This is a genomic window from Companilactobacillus bobalius (assembly GCF_009764355.1).
In genome coordinates, this window is the sequence record NZ_LNUA01000053.1 from 1 (window position 1) to 2133 (window position 2133).

1 protein-coding gene is annotated in these 2133 nt (G+C 30.7%); it reads left to right on the top strand.

Going from position 1 to position 2133, the window contains the following annotated elements; translation table 11 throughout:
• Positions 1 to 466 precede the first annotated feature (466 nt).
• The gene (locus ATN92_RS12705; protein ID WP_234032599.1) at positions 467 to 2089 is read left to right on the top strand and encodes a helix-turn-helix domain-containing protein; all 1623 of its coding nucleotides are present in this window, start codon (positions 467 to 469) and stop codon (positions 2087 to 2089) included.
• Positions 2090 to 2133: the final 44 nt, after the last annotated feature.

Below are 2133 nucleotides of genomic sequence, written 5' to 3' on the forward strand. Positions count from 1 at the left end.
AAATGGTTGGTTCCTTTTTTTGTATGCTTAAAAAGATTCTTTTCAGAAATTATAAATATAATTTTCTAAAGTATTTATTTCAAATTAGTTAATATGTCTATTTTAAAGGGACCTTTATTTTACAAATAAAGGTCCCTTTTCAAATACCCTATTGTTCTTATGAAATAAAGATAATATTTTTCAAAAAGATCGATTCTTTCAATCTGATTTTTTACTTTTTATGAAAATTATTTTTTTCTGAATTAAGGAACGTTCAGGGACTATACTTATTTAAAATAAGGCGTAAAATAACTTATTGGTATAGATAATAAAATATATTCATATTTCTATAAATATCTTGTCTATTTATTTAAGTTCTGAAATGTTGTAGGTTACTTATTTAAGAAAATATTTACGATAATATAAATATAAGTTACAAAACTTTGGGTATATTCTATTATAATAGAATTAATTTATATCTATGGGGGTGGAGTTCTTGGATAGCTTTACTGACTTATTTTTATCAAAGTCCGAAATCGAGAAAATACAATTATTTAATAAAATAAAGTTAATAAGAACTAATCAATTAGCTAGTGCAGATCTTATCGGAACATATCGTAACCGTGATATTAAGGTAAAGGATATTAATTTACGAAAAGCTGCTTATCAAATGAATAAGAGTTATGGTAGTGTCTACAATACTTTTTTGGGGATTCAAGAAGACTTTAAACGAATCTTGAAGAAGAGTAAGTATTCGACTGAAGAGATGTTTGACGTTACCAGAGACGCTTATCATGCTTACTTAACGACTAATTCCGATGGTTATCTATTTTTAGATGCAATCGTAAAAGAAAAAGAAAGTTCATTTAAACATTTCTATCAAACACTTGATAGTAGTAAGGCAACTGTTTTACGCCACTTAAAGCCAATGAGAGGTTATTTGAAGCGTTTCGGTGTCAGAATAGCTTATGAACCAATGCGCTTTGTAGGTGATGAGGAATCTATCCGTTTGGCTATCGCGGCATTGTACTGGAATGCTACTAGGGGATACGTTTGGCCATTTGAAGATTTCACACAAAAGACAGCTTTTAAAGTCGTTGATATTGCTTTGGACAAATATCGTCTCAAACCAACTAACCATATTACTAAGACTTTTTATGCTTATGTTGTTATGGCTCACTTGTATCGTATCTTAGCTGGCAATCATGTTAAGAATATGGATGCTTTGAATGTTATCAATTATCCTTTCCCTAACATTTTTGAAAGTGCTGGTTCAATGCTTGAGGGTGACACTGGTAGTAAAAAAGTCCGTGAATTGAAACGCGCTATTAAGGAAGATGTTAGTTATGAGGAGCAAATGTTCCAATCAGCTGACTTCTATATCCTTTTGATGTGTGTTCCCGCTACATTTGAAGTATCAGAAGATTATCTTCAATCAGTTTCGAAACAATTAGTTAGATATAACCCATTGTTTGCTAACTTTATTGATGATTTCTTGGAATTAATTCCAATTGACGTTGAACAAACAATTTCTGATATGGCAATGTCACACAGTGAATTTTTGAGATATAAATATAATTTAACTACATGTATTATTGGTGTCTTAGCACTTGATCATAATTATATTGAAATTCTTAACTTATATTCAGGCTTTGGTGATGCTATTAGCAAGTTGAATGATGAAGGACTTGAAAGTAAGATCTATTCAACTGTTCAACATTTAATGCTTCGTGATAAGTATCAATCATTGAATGGAAAAGCTAAACAAATTTCAGAAGCTATTTATGCAATCGCATATAGATTCTTCTCACTATATAATAAGAACATTCAGGTCAAAGTTTATCTCGAATTAGAATCATTCTTCTTGGTTTACTCAGACTTGTCAGTAACATTACAATCATTACCATACGCAAAGATCGTCAGTGATCCTACGGATGCTGATATTATTGTTACTGCTAATAGTGCCAACCCACCAGAAGATCAAATGGGTAAAGATGTATGTATCTATCGTTGGATGTATAACGGTGTAGATGGACAAATGGGTGGCTTATTAAACTTGATTTACAAGATCTGGACAGAAGAGAAAGTTAGCGAAAATCCAAATCTTTAGTGAAAAAAGTTGCAACAAATTTCAGAATATATTATGATGAGACT